This is a genomic window from Acidovorax radicis N35 (assembly GCF_000204195.1).
In the GTDB taxonomy this organism is placed as follows: Bacteria; Pseudomonadota; Gammaproteobacteria; order Burkholderiales; family Burkholderiaceae_C; genus Acidovorax; species Acidovorax radicis.
In genome coordinates this window covers 40,809-62,908 of sequence record NZ_AFBG01000006.1, presented here as the reverse complement: position 1 = coordinate 62,908, position 22,100 = coordinate 40,809, and the positions used below count along the sequence as shown (strand labels likewise).

Here is a 22,100-nt window from a genome sequence, read left to right as displayed (position 1 = left end):
GGCAATGCGCCTGTGCACCCACCTGCGGTGGGGTGGCTTGAGGCCCGGGAGTACAGGGCGCGCGGCCGGGAATGTGTGTGGCAATACAGCGCCGCGTGCCGTTGACGGACTTGGTCAGATGGCAAAAGCCCGATGAAAACCCCATGGGCCAAGTTTAGGGCCGTTCTGAAGCGGGCCGGGCCAGCCTGAGTGTCCTGATAAGTCCCGTTGACAACAGGGTGCCGCACACGATCACCAGGGCGCAGCCAACCATCCACGGCGTGATGCGCTCCCCCAGGAACAGTGCGCCATACAGCACGGCAAACACCGGCGCGATGAAGGTCACGGCCAGCGCCCGGCTGGGCCCGGCGCTCTCGATGAGCCGAAAATACAGGATGTAGCCAATGCCCGTGCACAGCACGGCGATGGCGGCGATGGCGCCCCAGGCGTGCAGGCCGGGCATTTGCGCCGGCCAGAACCACAGCGTGGGCACGGCCAGGCCCAGCGCCGCGCCCAGTTGGCTGCCGGTGGCCGTGGCCAGTGGCGGAATGCCCGTGAGGTAGCGCCGCGCAAAGCTGGCCGACAGGCCGTAGAAGCACGATGCCAGCAGGCAGGCCGCAATGGCCCAGCCGGCGCTGTCGCTCTTGAAGCCGGTGCCCGCCGGCGCGCGCCAGGCCAGCAATGCCACGCCCACAAAACCCAGCGCCAGGCCCACCCAGCGCAGGCGATTGATGCGGTCACCCAGCCACACCCAGGCCACCAGCGCGCCAAACAGTGGCACCGTGGCATTCAGGATGGAGGCCAGCCCGGTCTGGATGTGCATCACGGCCCAGGCAAACAGCGCAAACGGAATGGCAGAGTTGATGACCCCGGCAAACAGGATCGGCCGCCAGTGCTGGCGCAGCGCGGGCCAGTGGCCCTGGCGCAGCATGATGGGCCACAGGAACACGGTGGCCAGTGCCACGCGCAAACCAACCATGGGCAGGGGGCTGAACTCGGCAGCGCCCATTCGCATGAAAAGAAACGATGCGCCCCACAAAGCCGCCAGCAGGATGAATTCTCCGATCCAGGTCGATACAGGCTGGGTTCCCGGGCTGTTCATGCATTTCCTTTGGAGTGGCTTGCGCCAGTGGCGGTGGCGTACGCATTCTCCAGGGTCAGCAAGGCCCTTTTGCGGTCGAGGCCACCGGCGTAGCCGGTAAGGCTGCCGTCCGTGCCCACCACCCGGTGGCAGGGCACGATGACGCTGACCGGGTTGCGCCCCACGGCGGCGCCCACCGCGCGCACAGCCAGGGGACGGCCCAGCTGGCGGCTCAAGGCTCCGTAGCTGGTGGTGGCGCCACGGCCGATGGCCAGCAAGGCGCGCCACACCTCCTGCTGGAACGGCGTGCCACCTGAGAGGTCCAGCGGCAGGTCAAACCCGGCGCGTTCGGCGCGAAGGTACTGCTGAAGCTGGCGTGCTGCTTCCTGCAGCAGCGGGTGGCCTACCGCATCAGCCCAGGCGGCGGGGCCATGAAGCTGCAGGCTGGGCTCGTGGCGCTGTCCTTCAAACCAGACACCGGCCAGGCCGGTGGGCGACGCCGCCAGGCGCACGGGCCCCAGTGCGGTGGAGGTGCGCATCTGCACGGTATGGGGATGGAATTGCATGGCTGAAGGAAGTGGTTTTGTATGAAATTGGCAACCAGCGCTTGATGGGAAAGCGCCAATAGCTATTATTTTGATAGTAATGAAGCTGGTGGCACTGTCCCCACCAGAGTGCCTGCCGCCCAGGCGCGCAGTACCGCGTAGCTGCGCCAGGGCCGCCATGCCTGCGAGGCCTCGGCAGCGGCGCGGGCCGGGTTCTTGTGCCCTTGCACACCCAAAGCCTTGTGCAGCGCCACGTCCCCGGCCGGGAACGCATCGGGCCAGCGCAGCACGCGCATGGCGATGTACTGCGCGGTCCAGTCACCAATGCCGGGCAGGGCGCACAGGGCGGCCGTGGTGGCTGCCACGTCGGCGCCCGCATGAAGCGCGAGGCCCCCGCCGTCCACCGCGCGGGCCAGCGCCACGATGGCGGCCTGGCGCTGGCGCACGATGCCCAGCTGGCCCAGGGTGTCGCCGTCGGCCGCAGCCAGCGTGGCAGCAGTGGGGAACAAGCGGCTCAGTCCGGGCCAGGGCGTGGCGATGGGCTCACCGAGCCGTTCCACCAGCCGCTGGCCCAGGGTGCGCGCAGCGGCCACGGTGATCTGCTGGCCCAGCACGGCACGCACGGCCAGCTCGAAGCCGTCGAATGCACCGGGCACACGCAGCCCGTCCCCGTCCGGGAAATACGGGTGCAGCACGGCGTTGATGGCGGCAGGGTCGGCGTCCAGGTCGAGCATGGCACGCACGCGGCGGATCACGAGCGGCAGCACCGGGTACAGGCTGTCGCTGGTCTGCAGCAGCACCTGGTGGCGGGTCACATCAAAGCGCGCGCTGAACCAGCCCGTGGTCTCGCCGGGCAGGCCGGTGCCGGGTGCGGGCAGGCGCACCGTGCGGCGCAGCGTGGCCTCCTCCGGGAGCACCCATTCCACCCCGTGGAACTGCCGCCGTTCAAAAAAGGCCAGCAGCGCGGGCACGTCAAAGGGGGGGCGCCAGGCCAGTCGCAAGGTGCTGGTGGGCTGCTCCCCGGCGGTGGCGCCGCTGCGCCGCAGCTGTGTGGGGTTCAGACCGTAGTGCCCCGAAAACGCCGCATTGAATCGCCGCACGCTCGCAAAACCGCTAGCCAAGGCCACCTGGGTGACGGGCATGCGGGTGTCGGTGAGCAGCTGCTTGGCGGTCAGGAGCCGGCGCGTCTGCAGGTATTGCAGGGGCGAAACGCCCAGGGCCGCCTCAAAAATACGGCGCAGGTGCCGGTCGCTCACGCCCAGGCGCTCGGCCAGCCGGGCCACCGTGGCGCTGCCTTCACCACGCGCGGACGGTGCGGGCCACAGGTCGGGCGCATCCAGCAGGCGCACGGCCTGCTGCACCAGGATGCCGCTGGCGTCCTGCACCGACCACACCAGCGCCTGCGGGGCCAGTTCGGGCCGGCAGCGCAGGCAGGGGCGAAAGCCTGCGCTCTCGGCCTGGGCGGCCAGCACAAAAAAGCGGCAGTTCTCGCGCCGTGGCGTGCGCACGGCGCACACCGGGCGGCAGTAGATGCCGGTGGAGGTCACGGCGGTGAAAAAGTGCCCGTCAAAACGCGCATCGCGCGCCAGCACGGCCAGATAGCGGCCCTCGTCCAGGGGGGTGTCGGTGGCCAAAGTGGCGGGCGGGGTCGGCGGATTCATGGGCTGGATCATAGGAGCCGGGGGTGTTTTCACTGGCCGTTTTCGGACATGTGCCTGCACGCATGCCCGAAGCGGCCCAGGGGGGGCGCCTACAATGCAGCGGACTTCCAAAACCCGTCCAACCCCTTCGCGAAAGGCCCCCTGCGTGCAGCCCACACCCGCCATTTTCAAAGCCTACGACATCCGCGGCATCGTGCCGTCCACCCTGAATGAAGAAGTGGCCCTGGGCCTGGGCCGGGCCTTTGGTACGGCAGCCCGCGCCGAAGGGCAGACCACCGTGGCGGTGGGCCGCGATGGGCGTCTGTCGGGCCCGGCCATCTCGGGTGCGCTGATCCAGGGCTTGGTGGAGGCGGGCATCGAGGTGATTGACGTGGGCCTGGTGACCACGCCGCTCTTGTACTTTGCGGCCAGCACGCTGTGCAACAGCGGTATCCAGGTCACGGGCAGCCACAACCCCAAGGACTACAACGGCTTCAAGATGGTGCTCAATGGCCGTGCCATCTATGGCGAAGAGATCCAGACCCTGCGCAGCACCATGGAGCAGGAAACCTGGCGGCTGCTGCCCGGCGGCTCGGTGCGCCATGTGGACGTGCTGCCTGCCTACCGCGAGCGCATCGTGGGCGACGTGAAGCTGGCCCGCCCGATCAAGATCGTGGTGGACTGCGGCAACGGCATTGCCGGTGCGTCGGCGCCGGACATCTTCCGCGCACTGGGCTGCGAGGTGATCGAGCTGTTCTCCGAGGTCGACGGCAACTTCCCCAACCACCATCCCGACCCCAGCAAGCCGGAGAACCTGCGCGACCTGATCGACGCCCTGAAGACCAGCGACGCCGAACTGGGCCTGGCCTTCGACGGCGACGGGGACCGCCTGGGCATCGTGACCAAGGACGGCACCAACATCTTCCCGGACCGCCAGATGATGCTGTTTGCGCAGGACGTGCTCTCGCGCGTGCCCGGCGGCGAGATCATCTTCGACGTGAAATGCACCCAGCGCCTGGCGCCCGCCATTGCGGCGGCAGGCGGCGTGCCGGTGATGTTCAAGACCGGCCACTCACTCATCAAGGCCCGCATGAAGGAGACCAACTCCCCGCTGGGCGGCGAGATGAGCGGCCACATCTTCTTCAAGGAGCGCTGGTATGGCTTTGACGACGGCACCTATGCAGGCTGCCGCCTGCTGGAAATCCTGAGCAAGAGCAGCGACCCGAGCGCCGTGCTCAACGCGCTGCCCACCAGTTTCTCCACCCCCGAGCTGAACGTGGCCTGCGCCGAGGGCGAGCCGCACCGCCTCACCGCCGAGCTGCAGGCCCTGGCGGCCGATACCTTCGCCGCGCCCGCCACCATCAGCACCATCGACGGCCTGCGCGTGGACTGGCCCGATGGCTTTGGCCTGATCCGCGCCAGCAACACCACGCCGGTACTGGTGCTGCGTTTTGAGGGCCATACCACCGAGGCCCTGGCCCGCATCGAAGCCGCCATGCTCGCCCTGCTGCACCGGGTCAAGCCCGACGCCCACGTGGGCGCTGCCAGCCACTGACGCGGCGCATCCCCGAACCCGCCGCCGCGCAACCCTCTGTCTCCTCATCAAAACACCCCGCATGAAGCCGACCTTGTCCACCCCTTTGCGTGTCGCTGCTGCCCAGTCGCCCTCGGCGCCGGGTGATGTGGCGCGCAACGTGCAGACCCACCTGGCCTTTGTGCGGGCGGCGGTGCACGAACGTGTGTTGGTGCTGGTGTTTCCCGAGCTGTCGCTTACGGGGTATGAGCCGAAGCTGCTGGCGGCCAATGTGCTGTCGGCCGACCACCCCGCGCTGGCCCCTTTGCGGCAGGCGGCCCAGCACCACGGCATCACCCTGGTGGTCGGCGCCCCCGCCGCTCCGGTCGTGGAGGGCGCCTTGCCTGCCATTGGCGCCTGGGTGCTGGGGGCCGACGGCAGTGTGGCGCTGTACCGCAAGCGCCACCTGCACGCCAGTGAGGAGCAGTTCGCCAGTGCCGGCACCGACGACGTCCAGGTGCTGCTGCTGGCCGGTGAACCCACGGGTCTGGCCGTGTGTGCCGACATCACGCACCCCGAGCACGCCCTGGCCGCCAGCAATGCGGGCGCTGGGCTGTACGCGGCGGGTGTGCTGATTTCCGAAAAAGCCTATGGGGCCGAATCGGCCCTGCTGCAGGGCTATGCCAGTGACCACGACATGGCGGTGCTGGCAGCCAACTACAGCGGGCCATCCGGCGGCTATGTCAGCGCGGGCCGCAGCGCCTTCTGGGCGCCCGGTGGCCACTGCGTGGCAGCCGCGCCCGATGACAGCGCCTGCCTGGTGTGGGCTGCGCGGGGCGACAGTGGCTGGACGGGCGGCGTGGTGGAGCTGATCGGCTGATCCTTTCCGAATGAACGCTGCCCGCGCCCTGTATTCGCTGGTGACCTGGTGCGCGCAGCCCTTGCTGCGCCGCAAGCTGCGCCGCCGCGCCATGGCCGAGCCCGGTTATGCCCATGCGGTGGGCGAGAGGTTTGGCCGGTATCCGGTGCCCATGGACAGCATGGTCTCGCACCACAGCGTCGACCCGTTGGGGCAATTTGTCTGGGTCCATGCCGTGTCGCTGGGCGAAACCCGTGCCGCCGCGATCTTGCTGACCCAGCTGCGGGAGCAGCTTCCGGGCATGCGCCTGCTGCTCACCCATGGCACGGCCACCGGACGGGCCGAGGGCGAAAAGCTGCTGATGCCCGGCGATGTGCAGGTGTGGCAACCCTGGGATACGCCCGGCGCCGTGGCGCGGTTTCTACGCACCTTTCGCCCGGCCATCGGCATCCTCATGGAAACCGAGGTCTGGCCCAACCTGGTGGCAGGCTGCCAGCAGCGTGGCGTGCCGCTGGTACTGGCCAATGCGCGTTTCAACGCCAAGTCGCTGCACAAGGCCCAGCGGCTGGCCGCGCTGGCCCGGCCCGCCTATGGGGGCCTGGCCGCTGTCTGGGCGCAGACCGAGGACGACGCCACCCGCCTGCGGGCCATCGGTGCCCCGGTGCGCGGCGTGTTTGGCAACCTCAAGTTCGACGTGGTGCCCGATGCCACCCAAATTGCCCAGGGCCGGGCCTGGCGCGCCCACACCGGGCGCCCCGTGGTCCTGCTGGCGAGCAGCCGCGAGGGCGAGGAGGCGATGTGGATCGAGAATTTCAAGCAAAAACAGGCTCTAGCGCTTGATGGAAAAGCGCCAATTGCTATCAATAGTGAAGCAATCGGCGTGCAGTGGCTCATCGTGCCGCGCCACCCCCAGCGGTTTGACGAGGTGCAGCAGTTGCTCCTGCGCGCCGGGCTCACCGTGTCGCGCCGCACCCACTGGTCGGCAGAGCCCGAGGCGGCCGACGTGTGGCTGGGCGATTCACTGGGAGAAATGGCGCTGTACTACGGCCTGGCCGATGTGGCCTTGCTGGGCGGCAGTTTTGCGCCCCTGGGCGGCCAGAACCTGATCGAGGCCGCCGCCTGTGGCTGCCCCGTGGTGCTGGGCCCCCACACCTTCAACTTTGCCGAGGCGGCCGAACTGGCCTGTGCGGCGGGGGCCGCCCAGCGCGTGCCCGACATGGCCGCGGGCATGGCCCTGGCGGCCAGGCTGGCGACGGATGCCACGCAGCAGGCCGCCGCCAGCGGCCGCGCCACCCGTTTTGCCACGGCACACCGGGGGGCCGCACGGGCCACGGTGCAGGCCATTTTGGGCATCGTGCAACCGGACATGCCACTTCAGGATTGGTGAGGCTGCCAGCCCCCACCGAGGGCCCTGAACACCGCCACCGCAGCACGGGCGGACTCTGTGCGTGCCTGTGCCCGCGCATCCGACACGCGCAGCAGGCTTTCGTCGGCTTGCAGGACTTCGATCCGGCTCACCACACCTTTCTGATACGCAGCAAATGAAGCGGCTCGCGCCTGGCCCAGCGAGTCAACCCCTTGGCTCAGCGCCGCCGCCTGCTCTTCGCGTTTCACGAGCGCCGAAAACGCATCCTCCACTTCTTGTGTTGCGCGCAGGGCGGCCAAGCGGTATGCGGCCAGCAGCTCGGCTTCCCGGCCTTTGGCCAACTCGATTTGTGCGTTGATGCGCCCGAAATCAAACAATCGCCAGCGCAGGCCCAGCACGCCGGCGGACTGCGTGGCACCGCTGCTGAAAAGGTTGCCCCCGGAAAGGGAGGTCGCACTGCCGATCAAGCCACTCAACGAAAGCTTGGGGTAGTACTCGGCCATCGCGATACCGATGCGCGCGTTCGATCCCGCAAGGCGGCGCTCGGCCGCAATCAGGTCAGGCCGGCGCGTGAGCAATTCGCCCGGCGATCCGGTGCTGACAATTCGCGGAGCGGCGGGAAAGGCCCCAGCAGTCGCCAGGTCGGCCCGGTGGGTTCCGGGGTGTGAGCCCAGCATGACATCCAGGGCGTTCATGGCCGTGTCCAGCCCCGCCTCCAGCACTGGCAAGGCCGCCCGGACTTGGGCAAGCGCACCTTCGGCCTGCCTGCGCTGAAGTTCGGCCGCCAGCCCTTTGCTGTGCAAGAGCGAGACCGTCGAAAACAGCTCTTCCTGGGTCTGAATCTGCCGCCGTGCGAGGTCAAGGCGCGTTTGAAGTCCTCGGACGGTGATGTAGACATCGGCCGTCTGCGCGGCCACAGCCAACCGTACCGCCACTGCGGCCGCTTCTGACGCCTGGTACTCGGCCAGTGCGGCTTCGCGCCCACGGCGCAGGCCTCCGGACAAGTCCAGCTCCCAGCTGGCGCCACCGTTCATTTCGTAAGCGCTGCCATGGCGGTTGAAATCGGGCGTGGAATCCAAGACTTGTCCAAGAGGTGTCTCCACGGATTGGTATGCCTTGGCGGCCTGGCCGCTGGCGTAGCCGGACGGTAGCAGCGCAGCATTCGCGACCCCCAGCCCTGCACGCGCCTGTGTGACGCGGGCGAACGCCTGCGCGACATCAAGGTTCTGTTCGAGCGCCAGTGACACAAACCGGCTCAGCTGCGCATCACCGAAGCCATCCCACCAGACGGCAAGATCCACTGTGCCAGCCGCAGCCCGTTGCTCGACGGTCGTCTGGCCAGGGTACCGTTCCGGCGCATGCCAGTGAGGGCGCGCGTAGTTCGGGCCCACCGCGCAACCGGCCAAAAGGCAGGCAGCAGTGAGTGCGGCGAGGGTGTGTTTGGTTGGCATGGCAGTTTCCAAGTGTGAATTTGTGACCATAATACCAAATGGTCACTGGTTGTTCATTGAGGAAACTACGGCTAAGCTGCATCCATGAAAAAATCAGACACCCCGGCTGTCCTGACCCGCGGCCCGGCCGACCATGAAGTGAGAGACCAAGTCGTCGCAGCAGCCACCCAGCACTTCAGCCGGTACGGCTATGAGAAGACTACCGTCTCGGACCTTGCCAGAGCCATCGGCTTCTCCAAGGCCTACATCTACAAATTCTTCGAATCGAAGCAGGCCATTGGCGAGATGATTTGCGCCAATTGCCTGCGCGAGATCGAAGGGGAGGTGAGGGCGGCGGTGGCACAAACCGATCTGCCCCCCGAAAAACTGAGGCGGATGTTCAAGACCATCATTGAGGCAAGCCTGCGCCTGTTTTTTCAGGACCGCAAACTGTTTGAGATTGCCACGTCGGCCGCCAGCGAGCGGTGGCCTTCGGTCGTGGCCTATGAGGAGCGCACGCAGAAGCTGATTCAGGACATCCTTCAGGAGGGGCGGCAGAGCGGAGACTTTGAGCGCAAGACGCCCGTGGACGAAACGGCGCTAGCGGTCTACCTCGTGATCCGGCCCTATCTCAACCCTCTGCTGTTGCAGCACAGTTTTGACTACAACCAGGAGGCGCCGGCACATTTGTCGAGCTTGGTTCTGCGAAGTTTGTCCCCTTGATCCAAAAATCCGCTTGTGACTATTGACTAAATTAGTCACAAGAAACAAAATGAAAGTCCTGATCACTTCGTCACTGGGACTTTCATGCTTTGGCGCCGCCTTTCTATCTCTGCCGTCCTCTGCGCATTGCCGTTTGCGCTGATCGCTTGCGGCCATGAGTCGCCGCCCGATCCGCGCACTCAATCACCGCAAGTACGCGTCGCCACGGTCCAAGAGGCCGGCGCCTCGTCGCGAACCTTCACCGGAACCGTAGCGGCCCGGGTTCAGAGCGACCTGGGCTTTCGCGTGCCAGGCAAGGTGCTGGAGCGGCTGGTCGACACAGGGCAGGCCGTCAAACGGGGCCAGGTGCTGATGCGCATCGACCCCGCTGATCTGAGGCTCGCCGTCCATGCGCAGCAGGAGGCGGTGGCTGCAGCCCGGGCACGTGCTCTGCAGACGGAAGGCGACGAGGCCCGCTACCGCGATCTGCGGGGCACGGGCGCGATATCGGCCACGGCCTACGATCAGGCCAAGGCGGCGGCGGACGCTGCGAAAGCCCAACTCAGTGCCGCCGAGGCGCAGGCCGACCTGGCTCTCAACGCGCGCCGCTATGCAGAGCTGGTGGCAGACAGCGATGGCGTGGTCGTGGAAACGCTGGCCGAACCCGGCCAGGTCGTGAACGCCGCTCAAGTGGTGGTGCGAATGGCGCGGGGAGGTCCGCGCGAAGCCGTCGTACAACTCCCGGAAACCGTGCGCCCCGCAGTCGGTTCCGCCGGGCAGGCCACATTGTTTGGCAAAGAGGGCGTGGTGGTGCCCACCACACTGCGGCAGCTTTCGGATGCCGCCGACCGGTTGACCCGCACCTTTGAGGCGCGCTATGTGCTCAAAGGCGAACTCGCCAACGCCCCCCTGGGCGCCACGGTCAGTGTCCGGATTCTGGATGCAGCGTCTGCTGCGCCTGACGATCTACTGGTGCCTATTGGCGCGCTGATCGACATGGGCAAGGGCCCGGGAGTCTGGGTCATCCGCGGCGCGCCCGCCAAAGTCTACTGGCAGCCCGTTGCGGTCGGCCACCTGACGGACAGTGGCGCGCGCATCACCGGCAAACTCCAGCAAGGGGAGCAAATCGTTGCGCTGGGTGCGCATTTGTTGCACGAAGGTGATCAAGTGACGGTGGCCGACCGGGCCGATGCCGCTGCAGCAGGAGTCCGCCCGTGAGCGCAAGCCGCTTCAACCTGTCGGCGCTCGCGGTGCGCGAACGCTCCATCACCCTGTTCCTGATCGCCCTCATCACACTGGCGGGACTGGTGGCGTTTCTCCAACTGGGCCGGGCGGAAGACCCAGCCTTCACCGTGAAGGTGATGACCATCGTGACCGCGTGGCCCGGCGCCTCCGCGCAGGAAATGCAGGACCAGGTCGCCGAAAAGATCGAAAAGCGGCTGCAAGAGTTGCGTTGGTACGACCGCTCCGAAACTTACACCCGGCCTGGCCTGGCGTTCACGACGCTGACGTTGCTCGACAGCACACCGCCTTCACTGGTGCAGGAGCAGTTCTACCAAGCCCGCAAGAAGGTGGGGGATGAAGCGGGCAACCTACCGTTGGGTGTGATCGGGCCCATGGTCAACGACGAATACGCGGATGTGACGTTTGCGCTGTACGCGCTCAAGGCGAAGGGCGAAGCACAGCGCCTGCTGGTGCGGGACGCCGAGACGCTGCGCCAGCGGCTTTTGCATGTGCCTGGGGTGAAGAAGGTCAACATTACGGGCGAACAATCCGAGCGCATCTATGTCGAGTTTTCGCACGAACGCCTGGGCACTCTGGGCATCAGCCCGCAGGACGTGTTCGCGGCACTCCACAGCCAGAACGCCCTGACACCTGCAGGGTCCGTTGACACCAAGGGCCCGCAAGTGTTCATCCGCCTGGATGGCCCGTTCGACGAACTCCAGAAGATCCGCGACACGCCGGTGTCAGCGCAAGGCCGTACCCTCAAGCTGTCGGACATAGCCACGGTCCAGCGCGGCTATGAAGACCCGGCGACCTTCATGATCCGCAATGGTGGCGAGCCTGCGTTGCTGCTCGGCGTTGTCATGCGCGAGGGCTGGAATGGGCTGGACCTGGGCAAGGCGCTGGATGGTGAGGTGAGCGCCATCAACGCTGACCTGCCGTTGGGTATGGGCCTGACCAAGGTCACGGACCAGGCCGTCAACATCAGCGCCTCGGTCGATGAGTTCATGGTCAAGTTCTTTGCCGCACTGCTCGTGGTCATGCTGGTGAGCTTTGTCAGCATGGGCTGGCGCGCAGGCCTGGTGGTCGCGGCTGCCGTGCCACTGACCTTGGCGATCGTCTTCGTGGTGATGGCTGCGACGGGCAAGAACTTCGACCGCATCACGCTGGGGTCGTTGATTCTGGCACTCGGACTCTTGGTGGATGACGCCATCATCGCGATCGAAATGATGGTCGTGAAGATGGAAGAGGGCTACAGCCGTGTGGCCGCGTCCGCTTACGCCTGGAGCCACACCGCTGCCCCCATGCTCTCCGGCACACTGGTCACGGCGGTTGGTTTCATGCCCAATGGCTTCGCAGCATCGACTGCGGGCGAATACACCAGCAACATGTTCTGGATCGTCGGCATTGCGCTCATCGCGTCTTGGGTCGTTGCGGTGGTTTTCACGCCCTACCTGGGTGTCAAGCTGCTACCCAACTTCAAAAAGGTCGAGGGAGGCCATGCCGCGATCTATGACACGCAGCGCTACAACCGCTTGCGCCAGGTGTTGGGGCGCGTGATCGCCCGCAAATGGCTCGTCGCCAGCGCCGTGGTCGGTCTTTTCGTGGTGGCCATCCTGGGCATGGGTATCGTCAAAAAACAGTTCTTCCCGATCTCGGACCGGCCAGAAGTTCTGGTCGAGGTACAGATGCCCTACGGCACATCGATCACGCAGACCAGCGACGCAACCGCAAAGGTGGAGGCATGGCTGGCGAAGCAGGCAGAAGCCAGCATCGTCACAGCCTATGTCGGACAGGGCGCGCCGCGTTTTTACTTGGCGATGAGCCCAGAGCTTCCCGACCCTTCGTTTGCCAAGATCGTGGTCAGCACGGGCAGCCAGGAAGAGCGTGATGCGTTGAAGCACCGGCTGCGCCAAGCAGTTGCCGACGGGCTGGCCCCTGAGGCGCGGGTGCGAGTTACTCAGCTCGTGTTCGGCCCGTATTCACCGTTTCCGGTCGCCTACCGGGTCATAGGCCCCGACACCGACAAGCTTCGCGAAATAGCGGCCGAAGTGCAACAGGTCATGACCACCAGTCCGATGATGCGCACAGTCAATACCGACTGGGGTACGCGCACGCCCACTCTGCACTTCACTTTGAACCAGGACCGGCTGCAAGCGCTAGGCCTGACCTCCAGCGCGGTGGCGCAGCAACTGCAGTTCTTCCTGAACGGTGTGCCTGTCACCGCCGTGCGCGAGGACATTCGCACGGTGCCGGTGGTAGCCCGCTCGGTGGGTGACGTCCGGCTCGACCCTGCAAGGATTGCGGATTTCACGCTGTCTGGCGCCAATGGCCAACGCATACCACTGTCTCAGGTTGGGAAAGTCGATGTGCGCATGGAGGAGCCCGTCCTGCGCCGGCGCGACCGGATGCCGACGATCACCGTGCATGGCGATATCGCCGATGGCGTGCAGCCTCCAGATGTTTCCACCTCCATCACCGCGCAGCTGCGGCCCGTCATGGACAAGTTGCCAGGCGGCTACCGCATCGAAGAAGCCGGCTCCATCGAGGAGTCGGGCAAGGCGACCCAAGCCATGTTGCCCCTCTTTCCCATCATGCTGGCGGCCACGTTGCTCATCATCATCTTCCAGGTGCGCTCGATCTCCGCGATGGTCATGGTCTTTTTGACGAGCCCGCTAGGTCTGATTGGCGTAGTACCCACCCTGCTGGTCTTCGGCCAGCCGTTCGGCATCAATGCGCTGGTGGGCCTGATTGCGCTGTCAGGCATCCTGATGCGCAATACGCTCATCCTGATAGGACAAATCGATCACAACCAGCAAGAGGGACTGGAACCGTTCCAAGCGGTGGTTGAGGCGACCGTGCAGCGTGCACGCCCGGTGATCCTGACGGCACTCGCGGCGATCCTGGCCTTCATCCCTCTGACCCATTCGGTGTTCTGGGGGGCTCTTGCGTACACGCTGATTGGGGGCACATTGGCGGGGACGGTTCTGACGCTTGTATTCCTGCCCGCCATGTATTCCATCTGGTTCCGGATTCGGCCCGACGACAACAAACCCCTTGTGGCCAGGGAGACACCGGTGTGAACGGGCGAAAGCGCCCGTCGGCAGACCCGGAAACTGTGCCCAACGGCCCTCGTGTGCCGCTGAGCAGTCTGCATAACCACCACCCCCCCCAAGGAGCCAGCGCTGTGTCGAACTCCCCAGTTGTCGTTGTGACCGGTGTCTCATTGGGCATTGGCCGCGCCATGGCCACCAAATTCTCAGAGCAAGGCTGCCGGGTTTTTGGCACCGCCCGCAATCTTGCAAAGACCGCATACCCGCAGGCCCCGTCGATGCAAACCTGCGAAAACGCTTGGGCTTGGCTGAATCAGCGCCCGGGGTTCGGGGGCAAGCGGACTTTGTGGCGAGGTTCCTCGCTACAGGTAGCGGATAGCCGAGGGCCGGCAACCGGCCTTCTCTCGCTCTGCGCCGTGCTGCCCTATAGCCCCTTTATTTGACCAGCAGCGCGTTGATCGCCTCGACGTCCTGCTGCGTCAGCGTGCCTGCTGCCTGGCGCAGCTTGAGCGTGCCCAGCAGCACGTTGTAGCGGGCCTGGGCCAGGTCGCGCTTGGTCTGGAACAGCTGGCTTTGGGCGTTCAGCACGTCGATGTTGATGCGCACACCCACCTGGTAACCGAGCTTGTTGGCGTCCAGCGCGCTCTGGCTGGAGGCTTCGGCCGCTTCCAGGGCCTGCACCTGGCCCTGGCCGGACTGCACGCCAAAGAAGGCGGCGCGCGTGGCCTGGGCCACGTTGCGGCGGGCGGTTTCGAGGTCGGCTGCGGCTTTTTCTTCCAGCGCCAGCGTTTCCTTGACACGGTTTTGCACCGAGAACCCAGCGAACAGCGGCAGGTTAAAAGCCACGCCCACGCTGGCGCTGTTGGTGCGGTTGTTCACGCCGGGCGAGGTGATGGTGCCGTTCGGGTTGCGCGTGATGTTGTAGCCCACCTGCAGGTCCAGGGTGGGCAGGTGGCCGGTTTCGGCCTTTTTGGTTTCCAGCCGGGCAATGTCCAGCGCGATCGCGGCCTGGCGCACGCCGGGCTGCTGGTCGCGTGCTGTATCGACCCAGGTCGCCACGTTGTCGGGCTGCGCCGTGGGCAATTGCACGGGCAGCGCCAGTGGCTGGGGCTTGGTGCCCGTGATGCCCACCAGCTGGTCCAGCGCCAGGCGCTTCACGCGCAGGTCGTTTTCAGCGGCGATTTCCTGTGCAACCACCAGGTCGTAGCGGGCCTGGGCCTCGCGCGAGTCGGTGACGGTGGTGGTGCCCACCTCGAAGTTGCGCTTGGCGGAGGCGAGCTGTTCCGACACGGCAGCTTTTTGTGCCTGCACGAAGGCCAGGGTGTCTTGCGCCGCCAGCACGTCAAAGTAAGCCTGGCTCACACGCACCAGCAGGTCCTGCGTGGCGGCGTCGAGCTGCGCCTGCGCCACGTCGATGCCGCGCTGGCCTTGCTCCAGCGTGATGCGGTTGGCGGGACGGTACAGCGGCTGCGATGCCTGCACGCCCAGGGTCTGCGTGGTGCCGGTGTTTTCGATGGGCGGGCGGCTCAGCTCCACATTGGCGCGGCTGAGTCCGGCCGTGAGCCCGGCGCTGGGCAGCAGGCCTGCGCGGGCCTGGTCGGCGCGGCGGGACGCCGCATCGAGCTGGGCGCGGGCCGACTGCCAGGTCGTGTCATAAGTGCGGGCCGATTCCACGAGGTCCACCAGGCTCTGGGCGTGCACCGGGGCGCTCAGCGCCGCGCCGAGCGCCAGGGACAGAAGAGACAGGGAGCGGGGCCGTAGCGGTGTCATGGGGGTCCTTCGGGAGAGTCTGCGGTTCGAAATGGGAGCGAAACAGGTCAGAGGGTGGCGAGGCGGCACGTGCGACCCTCCATCAGTAGCGGGGTACGGCGGGGTCGTTTTCATGCGACCACGCATCGATGCCGCCCGTGATATTGGCCAGCTGCTCAAAACCGTTGTGCTGCAGGAAGGTGGCTACGCGCAGGCTGCGTGCGCCGTGGTGGCACAGGCAGGCAATGGGGCGGGCAGGGTCCAGCTCGGCCAGGCGCGCTGCCAGCTCCCCCATGGGGATGGCCACCAGCTCAAAGCCGTCCGCGCGCACGCTGGCGGTCTGCAGCTCCCAGGGTTCGCGCACGTCCAGCACCAGGGGCTGGCTGCCTTCGGGTGCGGCGGCAAACCAGGCAGACAGCTGGGCGGGGCGGACGTGATCGATCATGCAGAACTCCGAAGGATGAAATCAGACTCAGAACGTGAAGCCGGACGGCTCGGGGAAGTTCACCAGGCGTGGTGCGATGGTGTCCCAGGGCGACGTGGTCTCGAAACGGTCACCGGTGCGGCGGGTCAGCGTGAAGCGCATCACGGGTTCGCCACCCACAATGCCGCCCAGGCGGCCACCGTCGCGCAGCAGTGAGAGCAGGGCGGTGGGCACTTGGGCCACCGATCCGCTGAGCACGATCACGTCAAAAGGGCCGTCGGGAATGGCGTCACGGGCGCCGTCGTTCAGGCGCACATCGGCGTTCTGGATGCCCGCATCGCGCAGGTTCTCGCGGGCCATTTCGGCCAGTTCGGGGTTGATTTCGAGGGATACCACACGCTCGGCGCGGTGGGCCAGCAGGGCGGCCATGTAACCCGAGCCGGAGCCAATCTCCAGCACTCGGTCGGTCGGTTTGATCTGCAGGTCCTGCAGGATGCGGGCTTCCACGCGCGGCTGCAGCATGCTGTGGCCCAGGCGCACGGCCTCTTCGGCGTCGTTGCCCAGCAGGGGCACTTCAATGTCCATGAACGCCAGGCTGCGGTAGGCCGGGGGGACAAAGTCTTCGCGGCGCACCACGGCCAGCAGGTCGAGCACATCGGCGTCGAGCACGTTCCAGGGGCGGATCTGCTGCTCGATCATGTTGTAGCGGGCCTGCGCAATAGGATCGCTGATGTTGGCGGACGTGTTCAGGGGCATGTTCATGGAATTTCTCCGTGGGAGGCAGGTGTCGGGACGATCAGGACAAACCCTTGATTTTAGGCGCTGCCGGGGCCCGGCCGAACTTGCGCAGCGCCCACTGTGCCAAGTCGTCCATGTAGCAATACACCACCGGCACCACCACCAGCGTCAGCAAAGATGAGGTGATCACCCCGCCAATCACGGCCTGGCCCATGGGCGCGCGCTGCTCCGAGCCTTCCGATAGCGCAAAAGCAAGCGGCACCATGCCGAAGATCATGGCCAGCGTGGTCATGAGGATGGGGCGCAACCGCACGCGGGCGGCCAGCAACAGGGCGTCCGCACGGGGCAGGCCCGGCACGGTCTGGCCCTCGTCGTTCACATGCTCCTCGCGGGCTCGGATGGCAAAGTCCACCAGCAGGATGGCGTTCTTGGTGACCAGCCCCATGAGCATGACCACGCCGATGATCGAGAACATCGACAGCGTGGAGCGGAACATCAGCAGCGCCAGCACCACGCCAATCAGCGTGAGCGGCAGCGAGGTCATGAGCGCCAGCGGCTGCAGGAAGCTCTTGAACTGGCTCGCCAGGATCATGTAGATGAAGATGATCGCCATGGCCAGCGCCGAGATGGCGTAGCCAAACGATTCCGCCATGTTCTTGGTGGAGCCGCTGAACTGGTAGCGGTAGCCGGGCGGGAAGCTCACGCTCTCCAGCGCCTTCTTGATGTCATTGGACACCTCGCCCGCCGAGCGTTGCGCCACGTTGGCGTTCACGGCCACTTCGCGGGTCAGGTCGCGCCGGTTGATCTGGTTGGCACCGGTGGATTCGGTCACGCGGGCCACCTGGTTCAGGCGCACGATGCGCGTGGTGCCATCGGCGGCCGTCAGGGCAAAGGGCAGGCGCTCCAGGTCGGCCGGGGCGGTGCGGGCCTCGGGGGCCAGGCGCACATTCACGTCATAGGTCTGGTCGTCAGGAGCACGCCAGTTGCCCACCGTGGTGCCTGCCACCAAGGTGCGCAGCGATGCGGCCATGGGTGCCACGGAAAGGCCCAGGTCGGATGCCACTTCGCGCCGCACGTCGAGGGCGATCACGGGCTTGTCGGGCTTTGCGCTGGTGTCCAGGTCCACCAGGCCGGGGATGTCGCGGATCTTTTCGGTGACCACCTTCGTCAGGCGCTCCAGCTCCTGCAGGTCAGACCCCTGCAGCGAAAACTCCACCTGCTTCTGGCCACCCACCGCATCGAGCAGGCCCACGTGGGTGATGGTGATGCCCGGTACCGTCTTGAGGCGCTCGCGCAGCACGTCAGACATCTGGTCCACGCTGCGGCTGCGGTCCTTGCGGTCCACCAGGCGCACATAGATATTGGCGTAGATCTTGCCCTGGGCATTGCCTGTGTTGATGGTGGCCAGCGTGTAGCGCACCTCGGGCATCTCGCGCAAGATACCTTCCACCTGCCGCGCCTTGGCCTCGGTGGTTTCGAGCGACGAGCCCACGGGGGTATAGAAATTGAGCGATGTTTCAGAGAAATCGGCCTTGGGCACGAACTCGGTGCCCAGCAGCGGCACCATGAAGACGCTCAGCACAAAAATGGCCAGCGCAATGCCCATCGTGGCCAGCTTGTGCACCAGCGACCAGCGCAGGATGCGCTGGTAGCCCTCTGCCAGCGCGTCGGTGGCTCGGTCGAACCAGCCGGTGACGCGGCCGATGGTCTTGTCGTAGAAGGTGACAGGCTCTGTCTTCTGGCCGTGGGCGTGGATGCTCGGGTCATGCCAGATACTCGACAGCATGGGGTCGAGCGTGAAACTCACAAACATCGAGATCATCACCGCCGCGACAATGGTGATGCCGAACTCGTGGAAAAACTTGCCGATGATGCCGCCCATGAAGCCGATGGGCATGAACACCGCCACGATGGACAGCGTGGTGGCCAGCACCGCCAGGCCAATCTCCTGCGTTCCGTCCATGGCGGCGGCGTAGGCGCCTTTGCCCATTTGCACATGGCGCACGATGTTCTCGCGCACCACGATGGCATCGTCGATCAACAGGCCCACGCACAGCGAGAGCGCCATCAGCGTGATCATGTTGATGGTGAAGCCAAACATGTTCATGAACAAAAACGTGCCGATCAGCGCAATCGGCAGGGTCAGCCCGGTGATCACGGTGGAGCGCCAGGAGTTCAGGAACAGGAAGACGATCAACACCGTGAGGATGGCGCCCTCAATCAGCGTCTGGCGCACGTTGTTCACCGCCACGCGGATGGGGCGGGCGCTGTCGCCGATGGTCTCCAGCCGCACGCCAGGGGGCAGCTGGTTTTTCAGCTCCACCACGGCGGCGCTCAGGCCATCCACCACTTCAATGGTGTTTTCGCCCTGCGACTTCTGCACCGACAGCAGCAGCGTGCGCTGGCCGTTGTACAGGGCCAGGCTCTCGACCTCCTGCGCGCCATCGTTCACACGGGCAACCTGGTCCAGCCGCACAGGGGCCCCGTTTTTACGGGCCACGATGATTTTGCCGAAATCTTCAGGGCGCTCCATGCGCGCATCGATCTGCACCACGCGCTCCTGCGCGAGAGACCGGATGGAGCCTACGGGCAGGTCCTGGTTCTCGTTCCGCACGGCGGTGGCCACCTGGTCGGGTGTCACGCCAAAGGCTTCAAGCGCCTGCGGGTTCAGGTAGATGTTGATCTCGCGCTTGGTGGCGCCCACCAGGTTCACGGCGCCCACGCCGCGCACGTTCTCCAGGCGCTTCTTCAGGATCTGCTCGGCCCAGGTGGTCAATTCGACGGCGCTGCGCGGCTTGGCACCCGCCGTGTCGTCTGGCAACACGGCCAACGACCACACGGCCCTGCTGGCGGGGTCAAAGCGCAGCACACGCGGCTCCTTGACCTCGGTGCGCAGCAAGGGGCGCACGGTGGCGACCTTCTCGCGCACGTCTTCAGCGGCCTTGCGGCCATCGATGTGGAGCTGGAACTCGATGATGACAACGGCCGTGCCCTCATAGCTGCGCGAGGTGAGGGCGTTGATGCCCGCAATCGAGTTGACGCCTTCCTCGATCTTCTTGGTGACTTCGCTCTCGACGATTTCAGGTGACGCACCGGGGTAGTCCACGGTGACCACCACCACCGGGAAGTCGATGTTCGGAAACTGATCGACCTTGAGGCGCTGGTAGGAGAACAGGCCCAGCACGACGATGGCAAGCATCACCATCGTGGCGAACACGGGGTTTTTCAGGCTGACTTTGGTGAACCACATGGTGCGTCAGTGCTGTCAGGGGGCTGCGCGGGATGCTGCTGGCAACGCCGTGGGGACCGCTGCGGCAGCCACCGCCACGGCAGTGCCCTCGCGCAATTGGCCGATCCGGCCCGCAATGACCACCGTGCCTTCGGGCACACCTTCCACCGCCACGAGGGTCTGGCCGCCCACCACGGCACGCGTGCCGGTCTTGACCTCTGCATAGGCCACGCGGCCATCCTTCAGTGTTTGCAGATAGGGCGTGGGCTTGTCGGTGCGCACGGCATCCAGCGGCACGGCCAGCACGTCGGCCCGCCCGGTATCCAGCGTGCCCTGCACAAACAGGCCTTGCCGCAGTGGCGTGGCGCCGGAGGCCTGCTCCACCCGCAGGTAGACGGGCACCGTGCGGCTGCCGGCCTGGGCGCTGGGGTTGATGCGCACCACGGTGGCAGGCACCGGGGCCGCGATGCCCTCGATGGTGAGTTGCGCCTTTTGGCCCACCCGCACCGCGACCGAATCCGCCGGATTGAGCAGTGCCTCGAGCTCCAGCCGCGACAGGTCCACCACCTCGATGATGCGGGCGTCCACCGCCACGCGCTCGCCCGGCTGGGCCAGGCGCTGCGCCACCAGCCCGCTGATGGGGCTCTTGAGCACCGTGTCCTCCAGCGCCTTGCGTGCCACGTCGGCCGCTGCCACGGTGGCCTGGTAGCTGGATTGGGCCGCCTCGAGGCTGGCCTGCGAGGTGACCAGTGCCGTGGCCGAGATAAATCCCTGGTCCACCAGTGCCCGGTTGTTGGTGTACTGGCGCTGGTTGATCTCCACCTGGGATTTGGCGGCGTCGGCCTGCTGCTGCGCCTGGCGCAACCGTGCGCGGGCTTCGGTGGGGTCGATGCGGGCCACTTCCTGCCCGGCTTTCACGCTGTCGCCCTCACGCACCGTGAGACCTTGCAATTCACCGCCCACGCGGGCCTTGACCATGGCCGAATCCACCGCGCGCAAGGCCCCGGACACCGGCACCCCGAGCGAGAGGTTCTGCCGCCGCACTGGCAACACCTCATCGGCGGCCACTTGCAGCGGCGCCTGGGCGCGCTGCGCCGTGGCTTCGGTCAGCGCCTTTTGCTGCGCCTGCCGCGCCGCCATGGCACGCCACACGCCGCCACCGAGCAAGACAACAACGACGGCTGCTGCCATCCAGAGAATCCAGCGTTTCATGGTCAGGTACCGCGTGAGGGCGGCAAAGAAGGAGAGGAAGGGGAGGGGATGGGAGGCGACGCCGGGGGCCGCACCAGCAGCCCATGCAGCACGTTGTCGATCTGCGCCTCGATATACAACTCAGGCCGCAGGCCCAGCGAGTCTGGAATGCAGGCCCCCACCGAGTGCTTCCACATCATGAGGAAGATCATGGGCGCCAGCACCACGTGCACGATGTAGTCCAGTGGCACGGGGCGGAACTCGCCGCGCTCGATGCCGCGCTCGACGATGCGGCGGATCAGCGCCTGCCCCGGCAAAATCACTTCCTGCTGGTAGAACTCGGTAATCTCCGGGAAATTCTGGGCCTCGCTGAACATCAGCTTGGTGATGCCCGAGGCCTTGGTGGCGCCGATGCGTTCCCACCACACCTGGTAGCAATACTGCAGCAGTTCGCTTGTGTTGCCCTCAAAGGACTCCAGCTCCCCACGCCACTCTTCAAAGCGGCCCGCGATGTTGTGGCGCACCACGGCCTTGAACAGCTCTTCCTTGCTGGGGAAATACAGAAAGAGCGTGCCTTTGGACACCCCGGCCCGCGCCGCCACTTCATCCACCCGCGTCGCAGCAAACCCCTTTTCCACAAAAAGATCCAGCGCGGCCTCCAGCAGCTCACCCGGGCGGGCTTCCTTGCGGCGCTCGCGTTTGGTGCCAGCAGGGGCATTGGGTGGGGTGGATGTGGGGGACAAGGGATGAATTTCGTTAATGACTGACCGGTTAGTAATGTAGCAAGCATGAACTGGAGCGTCAATTCATAATCTTCAGGTTTTGTACCCAAGGACCACCATGACTTTGCAAACCATCACTCTGGGCGGCGGCTGTTTCTGGTGCACCGAAGCCGTGTTTGACCGCGTGCGCGGCATCACCGACGTGGAAAGCGGCTACACCAATGGCCACACCCTCAATCCCAGCTACGAACAGATCTGCCAGGGCGACACCGGCCACGCCGAGGTGGTGCGCCTGACGTTCGATGCCGATGAGATCAGCCTGGAGGAGATCCTGGAGATCTTCTTCCACACCCACGACCCAACCACCCTCAACCGCCAGGGCAACGACGTGGGCACGCAGTACCGCAGCGGCATCTATTACGAAACCCCCGAGCACGGTGACATCGCCAACGACATGGTCCGCCAGATGTCACAAGACAAGTTGTTTGGCGCGCCCATCACCACTGAGGTGAAGCCGCTGGCCAACTACAGCACGGCCGAGGCCTACCACCAGGATTACTTTGCCAACAACCCCAACGCAGGATATTGCGCGTTTGTGGTGGGGCCGAAGGTGGAGAAGTTCAGGAAGACGTTTGTGCGGTATTTGAGGGGCTAA

The 22,100-nt window shown here is 65.8% G+C and carries 17 protein-coding genes and 1 pseudogene; 8 read left to right on the top strand and 10 right to left on the bottom strand.

Annotated elements, in window-relative coordinates; genetic code table 11:
* Positions 1–154: 154 nt before the first annotated feature.
* From ARADN35_RS0101560 to ARADN35_RS0101550, 3 genes are all read right to left on the bottom strand, one after another.
* The gene (locus ARADN35_RS0101560) at positions 155–1,081 is read right to left on the bottom strand and encodes a DMT family transporter (protein WP_010458305.1); all 927 of its coding nucleotides are present in this window, start codon (positions 1,079–1,081) and stop codon (positions 155–157) included.
* On the bottom strand, positions 1,078–1,626 hold the full coding sequence (locus ARADN35_RS0101555; RefSeq protein ID WP_029412893.1) for a methylated-DNA--[protein]-cysteine S-methyltransferase: 549 nt from the start codon (positions 1,624–1,626) through the stop codon (positions 1,078–1,080). Before ARADN35_RS0101555 ends, ARADN35_RS0101560 begins: the two co-directional genes overlap by 4 nt.
* A gap of 65 nt (positions 1,627–1,691) precedes the next feature.
* Entirely contained in the window at positions 1,692–3,266 is a 1,575-nt protein-coding gene (locus tag ARADN35_RS0101550; RefSeq protein WP_244265830.1) for a DNA-3-methyladenine glycosylase 2 family protein, read from the bottom strand.
* Positions 3,267–3,411: 145 nt separating this feature from the next.
* Between ARADN35_RS0101550 and ARADN35_RS0101545 the strand changes: the two genes are divergently transcribed.
* The 3 genes from ARADN35_RS0101545 to ARADN35_RS0101535 all read left to right on the top strand — a co-directional run bounded on the left by ARADN35_RS0101545 (position 3,412) and on the right by ARADN35_RS0101535 (position 7,004).
* Positions 3,412–4,800: a phosphomannomutase/phosphoglucomutase gene (locus tag ARADN35_RS0101545; protein ID WP_010458302.1), complete on the top strand. Its 1,389-nt coding sequence runs from the start codon at positions 3,412–3,414 to the stop codon at positions 4,798–4,800.
* A 61-nt stretch (positions 4,801–4,861) separates the two neighbouring features.
* Entirely contained in the window at positions 4,862–5,638 is a 777-nt protein-coding gene (locus ARADN35_RS0101540; protein WP_010458301.1) for a carbon-nitrogen hydrolase family protein, read from the top strand.
* Between the two features lie 10 nt (positions 5,639–5,648).
* Positions 5,649–7,004: a 3-deoxy-D-manno-octulosonic acid transferase gene (locus tag ARADN35_RS0101535; protein WP_010458300.1), complete on the top strand. Its 1,356-nt coding sequence runs from the start codon at positions 5,649–5,651 to the stop codon at positions 7,002–7,004.
* Here ARADN35_RS0101535 and ARADN35_RS0101530 read toward each other — a convergent pair.
* On the bottom strand, positions 6,992–8,434 hold the full coding sequence (locus ARADN35_RS0101530) for an efflux transporter outer membrane subunit (protein ID WP_010458299.1): 1,443 nt from the start codon (positions 8,432–8,434) through the stop codon (positions 6,992–6,994). The genes ARADN35_RS0101535 and ARADN35_RS0101530 overlap by 13 nt on opposite strands.
* An 84-nt stretch (positions 8,435–8,518) precedes the next feature.
* Here ARADN35_RS0101530 and ARADN35_RS0101525 point away from each other — a divergent pair, with 84 nt between their 5' ends.
* The 4 genes and pseudogenes from ARADN35_RS0101525 to ARADN35_RS27740 form a co-directional block, all read left to right on the top strand.
* Complete coding sequence (locus tag ARADN35_RS0101525) at positions 8,519–9,136, top strand: TetR/AcrR family transcriptional regulator (protein ID WP_010458298.1); 618 nt, start codon at positions 8,519–8,521, stop codon at positions 9,134–9,136.
* Positions 9,137–9,220: 84 nt separating this feature from the next.
* Positions 9,221–10,333: an efflux RND transporter periplasmic adaptor subunit gene (locus ARADN35_RS0101520; RefSeq protein WP_029412890.1), complete on the top strand. Its 1,113-nt coding sequence runs from the start codon at positions 9,221–9,223 to the stop codon at positions 10,331–10,333.
* The gene (locus ARADN35_RS0101515) at positions 10,330–13,422 is read left to right on the top strand and encodes an efflux RND transporter permease subunit (RefSeq protein WP_010458291.1); all 3,093 of its coding nucleotides are present in this window, start codon (positions 10,330–10,332) and stop codon (positions 13,420–13,422) included. The genes ARADN35_RS0101520 and ARADN35_RS0101515 overlap by 4 nt, the downstream gene beginning before the upstream one ends.
* A 104-nt stretch (positions 13,423–13,526) precedes the next feature.
* Positions 13,527–13,646 (top strand): annotated as a pseudogene (locus ARADN35_RS27740) (SDR family NAD(P)-dependent oxidoreductase); the annotation flags it as partial.
* A 181-nt stretch (positions 13,647–13,827) separates the two neighbouring features.
* On the opposite strand, the gene ARADN35_RS0101510 reads toward ARADN35_RS27740, so the two are convergent.
* The 6 genes from ARADN35_RS0101510 to ARADN35_RS0101485 all read right to left on the bottom strand — a co-directional run bounded on the left by ARADN35_RS0101510 (position 13,828) and on the right by ARADN35_RS0101485 (position 21,466).
* Positions 13,828–15,162: a TolC family outer membrane protein gene (locus ARADN35_RS0101510; RefSeq protein WP_010458289.1), complete on the bottom strand. Its 1,335-nt coding sequence runs from the start codon at positions 15,160–15,162 to the stop codon at positions 13,828–13,830.
* An 82-nt stretch (positions 15,163–15,244) separates the two neighbouring features.
* Positions 15,245–15,586, bottom strand: coding sequence for a rhodanese-like domain-containing protein (locus ARADN35_RS0101505; protein ID WP_010458287.1), 342 nt, complete (start codon positions 15,584–15,586; stop codon positions 15,245–15,247).
* Between the two features lie 27 nt (positions 15,587–15,613).
* Entirely contained in the window at positions 15,614–16,327 is a 714-nt protein-coding gene (locus ARADN35_RS0101500) for a protein-L-isoaspartate O-methyltransferase family protein (RefSeq protein WP_010458285.1), read from the bottom strand.
* 34 nt (positions 16,328–16,361) lie between these two features.
* Positions 16,362–19,553: an efflux RND transporter permease subunit gene (locus ARADN35_RS0101495; protein ID WP_010458283.1), complete on the bottom strand. Its 3,192-nt coding sequence runs from the start codon at positions 19,551–19,553 to the stop codon at positions 16,362–16,364.
* A 15-nt stretch (positions 19,554–19,568) separates the two neighbouring features.
* Positions 19,569–20,744 carry an efflux RND transporter periplasmic adaptor subunit gene (locus ARADN35_RS0101490; protein WP_029412888.1) on the bottom strand — a complete coding sequence of 392 codons (1,176 nt, stop codon included), beginning with the start codon at positions 20,742–20,744 and terminating at the stop codon, positions 19,569–19,571.
* A gap of 2 nt (positions 20,745–20,746) precedes the next feature.
* A complete protein-coding gene (locus tag ARADN35_RS0101485) occupies positions 20,747–21,466 on the bottom strand; it encodes a TetR/AcrR family transcriptional regulator (RefSeq protein WP_010458279.1) in 720 nt (239 codons plus the stop codon).
* A gap of 97 nt (positions 21,467–21,563) precedes the next feature.
* Here ARADN35_RS0101485 and msrA point away from each other — a divergent pair, with 97 nt between their 5' ends.
* The gene (gene msrA / locus ARADN35_RS0101480; RefSeq protein ID WP_010458277.1) at positions 21,564–22,100 is read left to right on the top strand and encodes a peptide-methionine (S)-S-oxide reductase MsrA; all 537 of its coding nucleotides are present in this window, start codon (positions 21,564–21,566) and stop codon (positions 22,098–22,100) included.